The organism is Dyella sp. 2RAB6, assembly GCF_052115385.1.
In the GTDB taxonomy this organism is placed as follows: Bacteria; Pseudomonadota; Gammaproteobacteria; order Xanthomonadales; family Rhodanobacteraceae; genus Dyella_D.
The window spans coordinates 126,065-138,847 of sequence record NZ_JBFRGP010000004.1 but is presented as its reverse complement, the minus strand read 5'-3'; the positions used below and the strand labels follow the sequence as shown (position 1 = coordinate 138,847).

The 12,783-nt window shown below is 66.5% G+C and carries 11 protein-coding genes; 6 read left to right on the top strand and 5 right to left on the bottom strand.

The genetic code is table 11. The features are described 5' to 3' along the window. Positions 1-62: 62 nt before the first annotated feature. From AB4083_RS08450 to AB4083_RS08435, 4 genes are all read right to left on the bottom strand, one after another. The gene (locus AB4083_RS08450; RefSeq protein ID WP_441607339.1) at positions 63-2,075 is read right to left on the bottom strand and encodes an enterotoxin; all 2,013 of its coding nucleotides are present in this window, start codon (positions 2,073-2,075) and stop codon (positions 63-65) included. A 99-nt stretch (positions 2,076-2,174) separates the two neighbouring features. Continuing rightward, positions 2,175-3,107 carry a 1-phosphofructokinase family hexose kinase gene (locus AB4083_RS08445; protein WP_441607338.1) on the bottom strand — a complete coding sequence of 311 codons (933 nt, stop codon included), beginning with the start codon at positions 3,105-3,107 and terminating at the stop codon, positions 2,175-2,177. Then, complete coding sequence (locus AB4083_RS08440) at positions 3,104-4,042, bottom strand: carbohydrate kinase family protein (protein ID WP_441607337.1); 939 nt, start codon at positions 4,040-4,042, stop codon at positions 3,104-3,106. Before AB4083_RS08440 ends, AB4083_RS08445 begins: the two co-directional genes overlap by 4 nt. Continuing rightward, on the bottom strand, positions 4,039-5,241 hold the full coding sequence (locus AB4083_RS08435) for an SIS domain-containing protein (RefSeq protein WP_441607336.1): 1,203 nt from the start codon (positions 5,239-5,241) through the stop codon (positions 4,039-4,041). The genes AB4083_RS08440 and AB4083_RS08435 overlap by 4 nt, the downstream gene beginning before the upstream one ends. A 108-nt stretch (positions 5,242-5,349) precedes the next feature. Between AB4083_RS08435 and AB4083_RS08430 the strand changes: the two genes are divergently transcribed. The 5 genes from AB4083_RS08430 (at position 5,350) to AB4083_RS08410 (ending at position 11,429) form a co-directional block, all read left to right on the top strand. Further along, complete coding sequence (locus AB4083_RS08430; RefSeq protein ID WP_441607335.1) at positions 5,350-6,216, top strand: class I fructose-bisphosphate aldolase; 867 nt, start codon at positions 5,350-5,352, stop codon at positions 6,214-6,216. Between the two features lie 119 nt (positions 6,217-6,335). Beyond that, positions 6,336-7,538 carry an amidohydrolase family protein gene (locus AB4083_RS08425; protein WP_441607334.1) on the top strand — a complete coding sequence of 401 codons (1,203 nt, stop codon included), beginning with the start codon at positions 6,336-6,338 and terminating at the stop codon, positions 7,536-7,538. Then, entirely contained in the window at positions 7,535-8,341 is an 807-nt protein-coding gene (gene agaR / locus AB4083_RS08420; RefSeq protein WP_441607333.1) for a transcriptional repressor AgaR, read from the top strand. The genes AB4083_RS08425 and agaR overlap by 4 nt, the downstream gene beginning before the upstream one ends. 359 nt (positions 8,342-8,700) lie before the next feature. After that, positions 8,701-9,963, top strand: coding sequence for a DUF3472 domain-containing protein (locus tag AB4083_RS08415; protein WP_441607332.1), 1,263 nt, complete (start codon positions 8,701-8,703; stop codon positions 9,961-9,963). 80 nt (positions 9,964-10,043) lie between these two features. Continuing rightward, positions 10,044-11,429, top strand: coding sequence for a DUF3472 domain-containing protein (locus AB4083_RS08410; protein WP_441607331.1), 1,386 nt, complete (start codon positions 10,044-10,046; stop codon positions 11,427-11,429). Between the two features lie 239 nt (positions 11,430-11,668). Here the strand turns inward: AB4083_RS08410 and AB4083_RS08405 are convergent, their stop codons facing one another. Then, a complete protein-coding gene (locus tag AB4083_RS08405; protein WP_441607624.1) occupies positions 11,669-12,274 on the bottom strand; it encodes a class I SAM-dependent DNA methyltransferase in 606 nt (201 codons plus the stop codon). A 149-nt stretch (positions 12,275-12,423) separates the two neighbouring features. On the opposite strand from AB4083_RS08405, the gene AB4083_RS08400 reads away from it, so the two are divergent. Beyond that, complete coding sequence (locus AB4083_RS08400; RefSeq protein ID WP_441607330.1) at positions 12,424-12,711, top strand: hypothetical protein; 288 nt, start codon at positions 12,424-12,426, stop codon at positions 12,709-12,711. Positions 12,712-12,783: the final 72 nt, after the last annotated feature.

The window sequence follows — 12,783 nt, the reverse complement described above, 5'->3', positions numbered from 1 at the left end:
GCCTACCTCCCCGGAGATCGCCTGCCGGCCGCACGCCTCCCGCGGCAGCCGGCGCGATCGATTCAGCGCGTGGGTGTCAGTTCCAGCGTCAGTACTTCGAACGGCGCCAGCTGCACCGTCGTGGCGTGGTCGGCATCGAGCGTGGCCGGCACCGGTTCAGTGCCGGTCTTCCACACGTCGCGCACGCCGAAGTTGCGCGCGGCATCGGCCGGCAGCTGCAGCTGGCGGGCCAGGTCGAGCACCATCGTCTGCGCTTTCGCGTCGGGATTGCGCAAGGTGACGATGGACCTCTTCGCCGACCACGCACCCCAGCCGTACACGTCCAGGCGTCCCGGATCGCCGCCGATCCAGTGCGAATCGCGCAGCACGTCGGCGTTGTCGCGCGCCCAGCGCGCCGCGTCGCCGAGCAGGTCCCAATCGGCTTCGGTCAGCAGCGTGGGCGTGATGTACAGCTCCTGCAGCTGGGTGCCGGTGGCGAAGTACGAGCGCACTTCGTTGGCGAAGTCATGGCCCGGGTCGGTGCTGAGGTTGCGGTTTTCCTTCGCATAGATGATGCCATGGAGCATCAGCGAATTGAGCGGGAACAGCGGCCCCTTCACCACGATGTTGCGGTAGGTCTCGCGGTCGCGGTAGGTGATCCAGCGTTCGCGCTTGCTGCCCACGCCGGTGAGGTCGTCGTCCTCGCCATCGCGCCAGATCGAATCGGCGTAGCGCAGCCAGAACGGCGAAGCGGTGGTGCCGGTGGTGAGGTTGATATAGGTGCCGGGTCTGGCCGCGCGGATATCCTCGATCAGCTGGATCGCCGCACCGAAGTCGCTGTCGAACACGCTGCCCGGGAACACCTTGTCGGCATTGCCGGTGCCGTCGAACTTGAACTGGTTGACGCCGTCCTTGCTCACCAGTTCCATCACCGCGTCGTGGAAGCGCTGGTAATACTTCGGGCCGGACAGGGCCAGGCCGCCGTCGATGATCTCGTAGCCGGCCTGCGCGCCGCGCTCGGCGCGCTCCTTCTTCGGCGGACCGTAGCCGCCCCACGGCGACAGCCACATGCCCGGCGCTGCGCCGTACTTCGCAGCGGCTTCGCGCAGCGGCAGGAAGCCACGCGGGAAGTCCTTGCTGAAATGCCAGCTACCGCTGCGGTCGTCCCAGCCATCGTCGAATAGAAAGGAATCGAGCTTGACGTGGCGCTTCACGCTCAGCGCTTCGCCGAAGGCCTGGATGCGATCCAGCGCCTGCGCTTCGGTGTAGGGCGTGAAGTAGCCGATGTCGTACCAGGAGTTGTAGTGCAGGAACGGCGCATAGGGACGCGCACGCTCGCGTTCGACGTAAGTGGCGAAGTCGCGCCGCAACTGGTCGCCATGGGTGGCACCGACCACCGCCGAGTAGGTGACCGACTGCCCCTTGCGCAACGGCAGCTCGCGGTCGATCCACAGATTGACCTTGCTGCCATGCACCTGGCTGCCGGACAGCGGATGTTCGAAGCCGAGGTAATCGCGCCCCGCAACCACCGGCGAGCCGGCCACGCTGCCGATCACTTCCGCGTCGGCAAGCTTCGCCTGCAGCAGGTCGATGCGCTTGATCGACTCGTCCTGCTTGAGCGCGGTGACGGTGACGATCTCGCGCAGATAATCGGAGCCCTCGCGCTGGACCAGTTGCCAATCGACACGGAAGCGGCCGCCGGTGTCGGTGAAGCTCGCCTGCACCGACTGCCCTTTCAGGCGTTCGGCCAGGCGCGAGGCCTTGGCATTCGCCTTCAGCATCGCCGTCTTCGGCGCGGCGGCAGCGTGCATGTCGGCGGTGGCGAACTTGCTGCCGTCGGCCAAGATCAGCACGAACGGCGCGGTGATCTCCAGCGGACGCTGGTTGATCTTGTCGTCCACCACCACGTGGTCAAGCTTGCCGTCGGCATACGACCAGCGCGCGGCGATCGCGTTATTGCCGAATGCCGCATCGTCCGCGGCCTGGGCCGAGCCGATGCCGAGCACGGCGAGCAGCGCGGCGAGCAGCTTGCGGCGCAGGCCAGGGGAAGGATGCCGCAACGAGGGCGGAAGATCGGATACGGAAACAGGTGACATACCGCGGTTCTCTCCAGTTTTGGAAAACACCACGGTCCTCCCCGTGGCCTCGAAACACCTTCCCGCGCGTTGCCGCTCCCACGGCGCCGCGCGGTGTCGTCAACCGTCGAAGCGGACCAGCTTCACCTCCGGCAGCAGCGCTTCCACCTGCGCCCGCTGCACATAGCCGGTCTCCTCGTGCAGCGCGTTGGCCGCGCCGCAGGCCACGCCCAGGCGCAAGGCCTGCGCCGGCTCCTGGCCACGCCGCAGCGCCACCGCCACGCCGGCCAGGAAGCAGTCGCCCGAGCCCACCGCGTTGGCGCTGTGCGCAATGGCGAGCGAGGCGTGCCAGCAGGCCGTGCCGTCGAAACCCAGCGCGCCCTGCGCGCCCAGGGTGATCACCGGGAACGCCACGCCGCGCGTGTGCAGCTCGCGTGCCACCGCAGCGGCTTCTTCGATCGTGTCCACCGCGCGGCCGGCCAGATGGCCCGCCTCGTCGCGGTTGGGCTTAAGCAGGAAGGCGCCGGCATCCGCGGCCAGGCGCAGTGCTTCGCCGCTCGCATCCACCAGGCACGGCAGGCCGCGCGGTGCGATCTGGCGCACCAGCGCGGCGTAGGTATCGGCTTCGAAACCGCGCGGCAGGCTGCCGGAAAGCACCAGCGCGCCGCTGTCTTCCACGCAGCGCCACAAGGTATCGAGCAGTTGCTGTTGCGCGCGCGGCTGCAGCAGCGGACCGGGATCGAGCACCTCGGTCATGCGTCCGTCGCGCTCGCGCAGCGCCAGGCAGTGGCGCAGTTCGCCGGGAATCTCCACCCCGTGGAACAGCACACCGCGCTCGCTCATGCGGCGGGCGATCAGGTTGCGATGGAATGCATCGGTGAGGCCGACCAGTTGCACGGGTTCGCCCAGCGCGGCGATGGTCTGCGCGACATGGATGCCCTTGCCGCCCGGATACGCCTGCACCGCCGCCGCGCGTTGCACCACGCCGGGCTCCAGCGCGTCCAGCGTGTACAGCCGGTCGATCGCGGTATTGAAGCCGGCCACCGTGATCATGCCGCGGGCACCAGCAACGCGCTGACTTCGTCGGCGCTGGCCTGGCGCGTGGTGCCGCCGATGCCGCGCGTGGACAGGCTGCCGCAGGCATTGCCCCAGCGCAGGCAGTCGCGCAGCGGCAGCTGGCGCAGCCAGGCATGCAGGAAGCCCGCGTCGAAGGAATCGCCGGCGCCGGTGCTGTCCACCGCTTCGACCGTAAACGCCGGCGCTTCCAGCAGCACACCCTCGTGCAGCACGGCGCAACCCTGGCGGCCGCGCTTGGCCACGATCAGCGTGTGGCCGTTGTCGAGTGCGGCGAGCGCCTTGCGGGTGTCGTGTTCGCCAGTCAGTGCGCGCAGCTCTTCTTCATTGGGCAGGAACACATCCACGTCCGCCAGTACGCCACGCAGATCGTCGCCCCAGCGCTGTTCGGGATCGAAACCCGGGTCGAGCGAGATGCTGAGTCCGGCGGCGCGGGCGCGCGCGAACAGCCCGCGAATACCCGGCCGCAAAGCCTGCTGCAGATAGAACGAGGACACGTGCAGATGCTGCGCACCGGCCAGCAACGCGTCGCTGACATCCTCCGCGCACAAGGCCGCGATGGCGCCGGGGAAGGTCACCAGCGAGCGGTCGCGCGGTGTGGACAGCGACACCGTGATGCCCGTGCGCAAGGCCGTCTCCGGCTGCAGCGACGCCACCTCGATGCCGGCATCGCGCAAGGCGTCGAGGCAATAGCGCCCCCACGTATCCGCACCCAGCCGGCCATGAAACGCCACCGGATTGCCCAGCCTGGCCAGGCCCATCGCGCAGATCATCGAGGAGCTGCCCGGCGTCATCAGGAAATCGTCGGCCAGTACTTCCTGGCCCGGCGCGGGCTCGGCGTGCAGGCCTTTCAGGACCAGGTCGACATTGACCTCGCCCACCACCAGCACGCGCTTGAGCAGCGCCGTCGTCACGCGCCGTTTCCGTGCAGAGTGAAGGACTGCACCACGCGGGTGAGCACGCCTTGCGAGGGTGCGTCGGGGCGGTCGCCAAGACGCAGGCAGCGGAAGAACGCCAAGAGCTGGCCCACCGCCACGCTCGCCATCAACGCGGGCAGTTCGCCGTGGTGGCCCAGGCCGGCGAGTTCGATCGCCACGTCGCCCGGCCGCAGCACGTCGGCCGGAATGCCCTCGCCCACCACCAGCTTGGCCAGGCCCAGTTGCTTGCGGTCGAGTTCGCGCAGCAGGTCCAGTTCGTAGCCGCGCACCGCCGGATCCGGCGACAGGAAGCCGACGATCAGCGTGCTCGCGCGAATGCTCGACATCGGCCCATGCCGCAGGCCCAGGAAAGTCTCGGCCATGGTGATGACCTTGCCGCCGGTCATTTCCACCATCTTCAGTGCCGCTTCGTGCGCGGCGCCGATGCCGCCGCCGCTGCCCAGGTAGACCGCGGCCTCCACGTTGCGCGACGCCAGTTCGGCCAGCGCCACTGCCTGCTCGTCGAACAGATAATCGACCACCGTAGCGAGCGCGGCGACCGCCTGCCCGGTCAGCTCGCCAGGGCTGTTCAGCAGCAGACCCGAGCCCGCCAGCAGCAAGTTGGTGAAGCTGCTGGTCATCACCAGGCTGCGATCGTTGGTGCGCTCGTCCAGCACCAGCACGGTGACGCGCGGGTCGTGGTTGTAGCGCGTCGCCAACTTGCCATGGGCATTGCAGGTGATCACCAGATGCCGCCATCCCGGCGCATCGGCCAGCACGCGATCCACCACGCCGCAGCTTTCGGGACTGTCGCCGGAACGCGCCAGCGAGATCAGCAAGCCTTCGCCCGGCGGCAGCACACCGCGCCAATGCGTGAGCAAGGTGCCGGCGGCGATCGCCTGCGCGGGAATGCCCAAGCCTTCCTGCAGCGTGGGCGCCAGGCATTCGCCGATATACATGGAGCTGCCCGAACCGGTCAGCACGACATGCGAAGGCCGCGGCGACAGCGCGCGCGCCAGCCGCTCGCGCACCGCCGGTTCGCGCAGCAACGCCGCGGTCCCGCGCCAGGTGGCGGGCTGCTGCAGCACCTCGCGCAAGGTGTCGGCATAACCGGCCGTCTGCTGCTCCGCCGCCGGGCGGGTGCGCAGTCCGGTGAGACCATCATTTGCTTTCGTTTTCTTATCAACTATTGACATTTCGGTCGTTTCGCTCGAATGTGAAACCGTTCGATCACGAAACGCAGGGTATTCGAAATGATTCAGAGCACACAAGCCCTTTCGAAAACTTCCGAACGGTTTTCGAAATTGGCGCTTTCGCATGGCAAGCGCACCCGTCTGTGGCGCCTGCTGTATGGCCACGGCCCGCGCAACGGCAGCTTGCTGGTACTGCCGCTGGACCAGGGCCTGGAGCACGGCCCGACCGACTTCTTCCCCAACCCGCCCGCGATCGACCCGGACTACCAGTTCCGGCTCGCCGTGGAGGGCAACTTCTCCGCCATCGCGCTGGGCGTGGGCCTGGCCGAGAAGTACATGGGCGAGTACTGCGGGCGCATCCCGCTGATCCTCAAGCTCAACGGCAAGACCAATATCCCCAGCGACGCGGAAGCCACCTCGCCGCTGTTCGCCTCGGTCGAGGACGCGGTGCGGCTGGGCGCCGACGCCGTGGGCTACACCATGTATGTCGGCTCGCCGCGCCAGGCAGATGAGATCCGCCAGTTCGAGAAGGTGCGCCAGGACTGCGAGCGCTACGGCATGCCGCTGGTGATGTGGTCATACCCGCGCGGCGAGGCGGTCGAGGCCAAGGGCGGCAAGAACAGCCTGTTCGCGCAGGACTACGCCGCACGCGTCGCCGTGGAAATGGGCGCCGACATCGTCAAGCTGCACGAGCCCAACGACAACCGCACCAACGCCCCCGCACCGTACGACAAGCTGCAGGAAGACGCCGCCGCGCGTTCCGAGCGAGTGGTGCGTTCGGCCGGCCGCACCATGGTGCTGTTCTCCGGCGGCGAGAAGAACGACGACGATGCGGCGGTGCTGCGCAAGGTCGAGTTCTATATGGCCTCCGGCGCGCAGGGCGTGATGTTCGGCCGCAACATGTGGCTGCGGCCGCTGGATCAGGCGGTGGCGCTGGTGCACGAGGTGCACAAGATCATGGCCAAGTACCCGCGCTGATCGCCAGACGTAGGTTGGGGTGAGCGCAGCGAACCCCAACGGACCTCGCATGTTGTCGCACCGTTGGGGTTCGCTGCGCTCACCCCAACCTACGCGCGCCTCGAACAAGAAACGCTCTCATGCCCAAACCCTGCCTCTGCTGCTCCCCACCCTCCGGCGCCGGCACCGTCCGCATCGACAGCGGCAAGAACCAGCTCGCCACCCAGCCGGACGAGAGCAAAAGTAACCTGCGCCTGTTCGACTTCAAGCCGCGAAGCATGCTGCACGTCAAGCAGACGCGGGTGGAGCGCCCGCGCTTTCCGGTGATCGACATGCACACCCACCTCACCTGGACCGCCAACGTGCGCAACGGTGTGTCGGTGGGCGAGGAAATCACCGTCTTCGCGCCACCGGAAGACCTGCTGCCGGTGATGGAACGCAAGGGCATCCGCACCCTGGTCAACCTCACCGGCGGCACCGGCGCGGGACTGGAACAGGCGATCCGCACGTTCGACCAGGCTGCGCCCGGGCGCTTCCTCACGCTGACCGAACCCTCGTTCGGCCTGTTCGCCGAAGCCGATTATCCCAACCGCCAGGCCGACGCTCTCGCACATGCCCACCGCGTCGGTGCGCGCGGCCTGAAACTGTTGAAGACGCTGGGCCTGTATCTGCGCGAGCGCATCGACGATGGCCCGCTGGTGGCGATCGACGACCGCCGCTTCGATCCGATGTGGGAAACCTGCGCCGCGTTGAAGCTGCCGGTGTTCATGCACGTCTCCGATCCGGAGGCGTTCTTCCTACCCACCGACGATTGCAACGAGCGCTACGAGGAACTGGCGCGCCATCCGGACTGGTCGTTCTACGGCCCGGAATTCCCCAGCAATGCGGAGCTGATCGCCGCGCGCGACCGCCTGATCGCGCGCCACCCGGACACCACCTTCGCGCTGATGCACGTGGGCAATGGCGCGGAAAATCTCGAGGCCGTAGCGGCCTGCCTGGAGCGCTACCCCAATACCGTGGTGGACATCAGCGCGCGCATCGGCGAGCTGGGCCGGCAACCGCGCACGGCGCGGCGCTTCTTCGAGCGTTTCCAGGACCGCATCCTGTTCGGCACCGACGCGGTGCCTTCTCCCTACGGCGACGACGTCCCGCAGCAACTGTTCGGCGACGCGCTGTACGAGATCTACTACCGCTTCCTGGAAACCGACGACGAGTACTTCGACTACGCCCCCGCGGAAACCCCGCCGCAAGGGCGCTGGTCCATCTATGGGCTGGACCTGCCAGACGCTATCCTGCGCAAGGTATACCATGACAACGCCGCACGACTTCTAGGTCTTCCATGACTCCAAACCGAGCCTCTGCCCCGACGCGCCGCCTGCTGGTGGAAGAGCGTCGCCGCCTGATCGTCGAATACGTCGAGAAGCAGGGCCGGGCCACGGTGGAGGAACTGGCCAGGCAGTTCAGCACTTCGGCCGTCACCATCCGCAACGACCTCGAATCGCTGGCGCGCAGCTCGGCCATTACCCGCTCGCACGGCGGCGCCCTGCCCGCCACCGCGCCCAATGCGCACGACACGCCGCTGAGCATCAAGGAGACCCGCCACCATGCGCAGAAGCTGCGCATCGGCCAGGCGGCGGCGCGGCTGATCCACGACGGCGAAACGGTCATTCTCGATTCCGGCTCCACCACGGTGGAGATCGCGCGGCAGATCCGCCAGCAGAAGTTCGAATCGCTCACCGTCATCACCAATGCGCTGAATATCGCGCTGGAGTTGTCGGGTCTTTCCAATATCCGCGTGATGATGCTGGGCGGGCTGCTGCGCGAGACTTCGTATTCGCTGGTCGGCCCCGACGCCGAACAGGCGCTGGCCAAGCTTTCCGCCGACAAATTATTCCTCGGCGTGGATGGACTCGACCCGGTGGTCGGCGTCACTACGCCCGACCCGCTGGAAGCCTCGCTCAATGCGCTGATGATCCGCGTGTCGCGCGAAACCATCGCGGTGTTCGATGCGAGCAAGCTGGGGCAGCGCAGCCTCTCGGTGATTACCCCGGTGCAGCATTTGCATCGCGTGATTACCGATAACAGCGCCGAGCCGAAGGCAGTGGAAGCGCTGCGTGCGGCTGGCGTGGAAGTGATGCTGGTCTGAATCCCTCGCGATAGACCACGCAGGTTGGGGTGAGCGCAGCGAGCCCCAACGATTCGTCATGTCGCCGCTTTACGCGTTGGGGTTCGCTGCGCTCACCCCAACCTGCGCCGATCACCTTCCCCGCCTGATCGCGCTACTGCGATGCGCAGCACTTGCATCGCCGATAACTTTCATTATCCTCCGATTTCCGTCGATTAACTTCCGTTTTGAATCAATATCTTTCATTTTCGCTTAAAACGAAAATGAAACCGGAAACGCCATCGACGCGACGCGACGCGAAACCTGCCTGACCCGCACTACCGGACCGCTTGGGGGCGGTCTGCCCGACGAATCGAAACGCCATCACCTGGGAGGGAGTCATGCGATCGATTGCGTACCAAAGCCTCGCCTTGCTGTTTGCGATCTCCACCGCCACCGCCACCGCCGCACACGCCACTACCAGCACCGTGCCACTGGGCGGCAATGCCTTCATCACTCAAGCGTCGTCCAGCGCGAACGAGTTGATCAGCGACACCGGCCTGCACAACTGGAATTCCAGCCAGGCGGTGATCAGCGTCTACGTCGACGTGCAGCAGGCCGGCACTTTGTCCCTGGCCTTGGCCGGCGCGCTCAACGGCGCCAGCAGCAGCACGGTGAAAGTGACCGTCGCCGGCCAGTCGCATACGGCGACCTTGAGCAGCACCTCGCCCGGGCCCTTCAGCGCCGGCAACTTCAGCGTGGCGCAGGCCGGCTACGTCAAGGTGGATCTGCAAGGCGTCTCCACCAATGGCAGCTACTACGGCGACATCAGCGGATTGCAGGTTTCCGGCAGCGCCACCAACTCAGGTGTGACTTATGCCAACGACGCTGCCAACTACTACTGGTCACGCCGCGGCCCGTCGGTGCACCTGGGCTTCACCGCGCCGAGCAGCACCGAATACTTCTACAGCGAGATCAACGTCCCCACCGGCCAGGATGCGATCGGCTCGTACTTCATGGCCAACGGCTTCAACGTCGGCTACTTCGGCATGCAGGTGAACTCCGCCACCGAGCGCCGCGTGCTGTTTTCGGTGTGGGATCCGCCCAGCGGCAGCACCACCCTCGTGCGCAAGGGCGCCAACGTCACCACCAATGGCTTCGGCGGCGAAGGCACCGGTGGCCAGAGCTACCTGGTCTACAACTGGGTGGCCGGCCACACCTACCGCTTCCTTACCCGCGCGCAACCGGATGGCAGCGGCAACACGCAATACACCTCGTGGTTTTCCGACGCCGCGACGCCAACCGCATGGAACCTGATCGCCACCTGGCAGTATCCCGGCACCAGCGCCTATCTCAGCGGGCTGTACTCGTTCCTCGAATGCTTCGATCCGGAGCACGGCTATATCGGCCGCCGCGCTACCTACGGCAACGAGTGGGCGAAGCCCGCCGGTGGCGCGTGGACCGAGCTGACCTCGGCGTACTACGACGTCGACCCCACCGGCTTGAACCGGCAACGCCTGGATTTCGCCGGCGGCCTCAGCGGCGCCAACGCGTTCTATCTGCGCAACGACGGCTTCTTTACCCCGTCCGTCGCTTCCGGCCAGAGCTTCGTGCGCAGCGCCAACGGCACCGCGCCGGACATCGATCTCGACGCACTGCCCTGAGGCCTGCGCGTCGCCTTATCCGGCGGAGGCCACGCGCGGCCTCCGCCGGACGCAACACCGTCATCCACTGGGAGGGAATCATGCGATCGATCATGTACCGCAGCCTCGTCGTGCTGCTCGCGATGTCCGGCGCCGCCAGCGCGCAGGACGCAACCAACACCGTGCCGCTCGGCGGCAATGCCTATATCACCCACCTTTCGCCCACCGCCGACGAAGCCATCGCCGACGACGGCCTGCACAACTGGGATTCCAGCAAGGCCGTGGTCAGCGTGTACTTCGACGTGAAGCAGGCTGGCGATCTGAAACTCGCGCTGGTCGGCACGCTGGCCGGCGCCAGCCACAGCACGGTAAAGGTGTCCGTCAACGGGCAAGCGCGCCTGGCCAACCTGAGCAGCACCGCGGCCGACCCGTTCGACGCCGGCACGTTTACCGTGGCGCAGCCCGGTTATGTCCGCGTGGATCTGCAGGGCGTGGCCACCGACGGCAGCGGCTACGGCGACATCAGCGGCCTGCAGGTATCGGGCAGCGCCACCACCGCAGGCGTCACCTACGCCAACGACCCCGACAATTTCTATTGGTCGCGCCGCGGCCCCTCGGTGCACCTGGGCTTCAAGGCGCCGGCAAACACCGAGTATTTCTACAGCGAGATCACCGTGCCTGTCGGCGAAGATCCCGTCGGCTCCTACTACATGGCCAACGGCTTCAACGTCGGCTACTTCGGCATCCAGGTGAACTCGCCCACCGAACGCCGCGTGCTGTTCTCCGTGTGGGACCCGCCGAGCGGCAGCACCACCCTCGTGCGCAAAGGCCCCGGCGTCACCACCAATGGCTTCGGCGGCGAAGGCACCGGCGGCCAGAGCTACCTGGTCTATCGCTGGGAAGCCGGCCACACCTACCGCTTCCTGACGCGCGCGCAACTCGACGACGCCGGCAACACACTCTTCAGCTCGTGGTTCGCCGACGCCGCCTCGCGCGGGCAATGCAATGCACACAACGCCCATGGCAACTGCAATTGGCATCTGATCGCCACCTGGAAATATCCCGGCGTCGCCACCTATCTGCGCGGGCTGTATTCATTCCTGGAATCGTTCGATCCCGACCACGGCTATGTCGGTCGCCGCGCCAAGTACGGCAACGAATGGGCGAAGCCCGCAGGCGGCGCATGGACCGAGCTGACCTCCGCGTACTACGACGTCGACCCCACCGGCCTGAACAAGCAGCGCCTGGATTTCGCCGGCGGCCTCAAAGGCACTAACGCGTTCTATCTGCGCAACGACGGGTTCTTTACGCCGTCCGTCGCTTCGGGGCAGACCTTCGTGCGCGCGGCGAACGGGCGGGGACAGGACGTCCCCGCCTTTTTGATCAGGGCATGGATGCCCTGTCAAAAAGCCCGGCCAGCCCTCACGGACCCTCCGATGGCTTTGCCATCGGAGGGCGCCAAGCAGGGTGCCCTTCTCTTTGCTTAGCTTTCTCTTGGGCAAGCAAGAGAAAGTAAGTCGCCCCGCGGCAGCGGGGCGAAACACTCGCCAAAGGCGAGACAACCTAGCGATAACGCGACAATCAAACGTGACCGCTACTGGATGATTCGCTTCGCTCACCCCTTCGGGGCCGCCCTGCGGGCGTTCTTCGCGCTACGCGCTCGTCCGGCCTACGCCGGAATGACGAAGGTTGAGCCAGCGCTCTCCCCGGAAGAAGCTACGCAGCCTCAGCCCAGCTGAGCCCGCTCCAGCGCCGCGATACGCCGCTCCAACCGCGGCCCCAGATAACCATGCGAGCCACACGGCAACAACCCCGCCTCGCGAAAGCTGCGCAAATACCAGGCCGGCGCACGCGCCACGAAACCATCGTGGTCGCCAGCCACATCGTCCTTGCTGGTATAGGCCTCCAGAAAAGCCACACCCTCCAGCATGTCGACAATACCCGTCAGCCCCGCGCGGATCTCCCCAGGCTTGAGGTAATGCAGCACATCAGTGCAGACAATCAAGTCGAAGCGTTCGTCGAAACGCAACTCCGCCAGCTGCCCGAAGCGGGCCCAGCCGATATTGCGGCTGCGCCCATAACGGGCCACCACATACTCGCTGGCATCCAGCCCGCGATACGCAATGCCAGGCCGCAGCGCCCGCAACGCCGCCCGCCAGGGCGCCTCGCCGCAGCCCACGTCCAGCACGTTGCGGATCGGCCGGCCCAGGTAGTACTCGGTCAACGCCACCACCATCGCCACCTTGCGCCGCAGCTCAGCCGGCGAGGCGACCGAATGGCGCGGGCTGCGGTACCACTTGTCGAAATAGGCGCGATCGTAGGTCTTGGGCATGGGCAGCGCGACGCGGCGGTGGGCAAAGGTCCGCTTATTGCAGCACGAAAGCCGCGGCATCACTACTCATCCTTACCGCACGCATCACCCGCTACATACACGCCGCGCGCCAGCATGGCAGCGCATCCGCAACGCCCGGTACCTCCGCCATGTCCATGATCCGAATGCGCATCTCCGGCGACCACGACAAGATCGATACCTTGATCCATGCATTGCGCGGCATCGACGGCATCGAACACGTGGAAGACGTCGACGAGGAGTCGATGGACGAGATGCGCGACGATTCCAGTTCCAGCGAGCTGGTCGACGACAGCCAGGGCGACGTGGTGCGCGTCGAGGTCAATGCGCCGCAGAAGAAAGTAGAGCTGGTGCGCAACGTCGCCCTGCTGGCCACGCGCGAACTGGATATCGCGGTGGAGTTCGTCGACGAGTTCTGAACATGCCGCCCACCGCAAGTTCATGCGGCGGCCCGCCCTGGTGAATGTCGGCCGAATGCGGCCCGGTCCACG

Bases quoted from the DNA above. Each gene is read 5' to 3' on its own strand.
- AB4083_RS08450 (WP_441607339.1), bottom strand. From the start codon at position 2,075: ATGTCACCTGTTTCCGTATCCGATCTTCCGCCCTCGTTGCGGCATCCT.
- AB4083_RS08445 (WP_441607338.1), bottom strand. From the start codon at position 3,107: ATGATCACGGTGGCCGGCTTCAATACCGCGATCGACCGGCTGTACACG.
- AB4083_RS08435 (WP_441607336.1), bottom strand. From the start codon at position 5,241: ATGTCAATAGTTGATAAGAAAACGAAAGCAAATGATGGTCTCACCGGA.
- AB4083_RS08425 (WP_441607334.1), top strand. From the start codon at position 6,336: ATGCCCAAACCCTGCCTCTGCTGCTCCCCACCCTCCGGCGCCGGCACC.
- agaR (WP_441607333.1), top strand. From the start codon at position 7,535: ATGACTCCAAACCGAGCCTCTGCCCCGACGCGCCGCCTGCTGGTGGAA.
- AB4083_RS08415 (WP_441607332.1), top strand. From the start codon at position 8,701: ATGCGATCGATTGCGTACCAAAGCCTCGCCTTGCTGTTTGCGATCTCC.
- AB4083_RS08410 (WP_441607331.1), top strand. From the start codon at position 10,044: ATGCGATCGATCATGTACCGCAGCCTCGTCGTGCTGCTCGCGATGTCC.
- AB4083_RS08405 (WP_441607624.1), bottom strand. From the start codon at position 12,274: ATGCCCAAGACCTACGATCGCGCCTATTTCGACAAGTGGTACCGCAGC.
- AB4083_RS08400 (WP_441607330.1), top strand. From the start codon at position 12,424: ATGTCCATGATCCGAATGCGCATCTCCGGCGACCACGACAAGATCGAT.